Source organism: Bradyrhizobium sp. LeoA1Lang (genome assembly GCF_055413685.1).
Genome location: NZ_JBVAPG010000402.1, coordinates 1 through 1,353 on the forward strand (window position 1 = coordinate 1; position 1,353 = coordinate 1,353).

The window sequence follows — 1,353 nt, forward strand, 5'->3', positions numbered from 1 at the left end:
TCTCTTCTGCCGAGTAATGCCGGCGCGTCTGACGCCGAATGTCCTTTAGCACTTGTTCTGCCGGCGCTTTGCCCGGTCCGGATTTCTGTTTCATCTTCGCTCCTGGTGGCTACGATGAACCAGAAATTCTCCCTCCGCAAAATCCTTCAATTTGTCTCAAAGGTCTCGACGGCGAACAATCCAGATGTCGCCTATATTTCTGACCTATGAGTAAGCCGTTTTACGATCAAGTGCCGGCAACGACTAAAATGGGGGCGGTACCTTGGAGTCCAGTGACGAAAAACGCGAAATTGTACTCAAGGTGGGAGAAGAAATTCTCTCTGCCCTCGAAAGCATTGCCAATGGAGCACGTGCTAATCTCGAAAGTCGACCATTTGGACTTTCTGTTGATGGTGTTTTGAACCGCTCGAACACGATGGTTGGCGTAGGGAATCCGGAGCGGTTCGCCCACGCTCAGAATGCAGGCTTGCGCGAGGCGCTGCGCAGACTTTTGCTTGAGCCGAGTATCGCGCGCGTCGAAGTCGAATGGAAGAACGAGGCCCGGCGACCTCCGCAGACACTCTATTTCGCGCGTTTATCCGCAGCGGGCCTGAATGATGCGGTGAAAGGCGCGCATTTCGTGACCTCGCTAGACGATCTTGGTCACCTAGCGGAGCATGAGGCTGGCGAAACCGTGACCTTGGTTGTCCGTAATCGCGAACGAACGGCCCACATTCTGAAGAGGACCGTGTGGTCGCCGCGGGAACAATCCGCGGGTTGGGATGCGCTGGTTGACGATTTTGAGTCCACTCCATGGGGCGCATTACACAAGCTTCTGAAGCAAGACTCCCTGCGCCAGGCGCTGAAACTCCTTCGCGAAGGTGACGTTTCGGCGGAAGACATCCTGGGTCAAATTTTGCAGCAGGCGGCCGACGCGCAATCTGACCGCCAACGCAACCGAAGAAGAACCATCGACAGGATCGCTCTCCGGGATAAGCCGATTCTGAACAAGTTTCAGGGAGCAATCTTTCGATTGCCGCTAAACAAGCAGGTCGTGCTGTTTGGCCCGCTGGGATCCGGAAAGACGACTACGCTGATCCGGCGGTTGTCACAGAAGCGGACATTGGAAGCGTTGTCGGACTCGGACAAAGCCTTGATGACACGTGCGGGCGTTGATCTAGCGAGCGCGAACAGTTGGGCGATGTTTTCGCCTGGCGAATTGCTGAAGCAATACCTTGGCGACGCATTTACTCATAGGTCAGAAATATAGGCGACATTGTTGCGGCGTTGGTGTATGCTATCGGCATGAAACGCGACGGCCGACAACTTGACCATCGAACCCTGGAAGAAATCCGCATGATGGCGTTGGAGCGA

2 protein-coding genes are annotated in these 1,353 nt (G+C 55.0%); both read left to right on the forward strand.

Annotated features, from left to right (window positions below; all coding sequences use genetic code 11):
• A partial coding sequence (locus tag ACZYOF_RS43775) for a hypothetical protein (RefSeq protein ID WP_463719593.1) occupies window positions 1-210 on the forward strand: 210 nt, incomplete at its 5' end.
• A gap of 52 nt (window positions 211-262) precedes the next feature.
• On the forward strand, window positions 263-1,249 hold the full coding sequence (locus ACZYOF_RS43780) for a hypothetical protein (RefSeq protein WP_463719592.1): 987 nt from the start codon (window positions 263-265) through the stop codon (window positions 1,247-1,249).
• The last annotated feature ends 104 nt before the right edge of the window (window positions 1,250-1,353 follow it).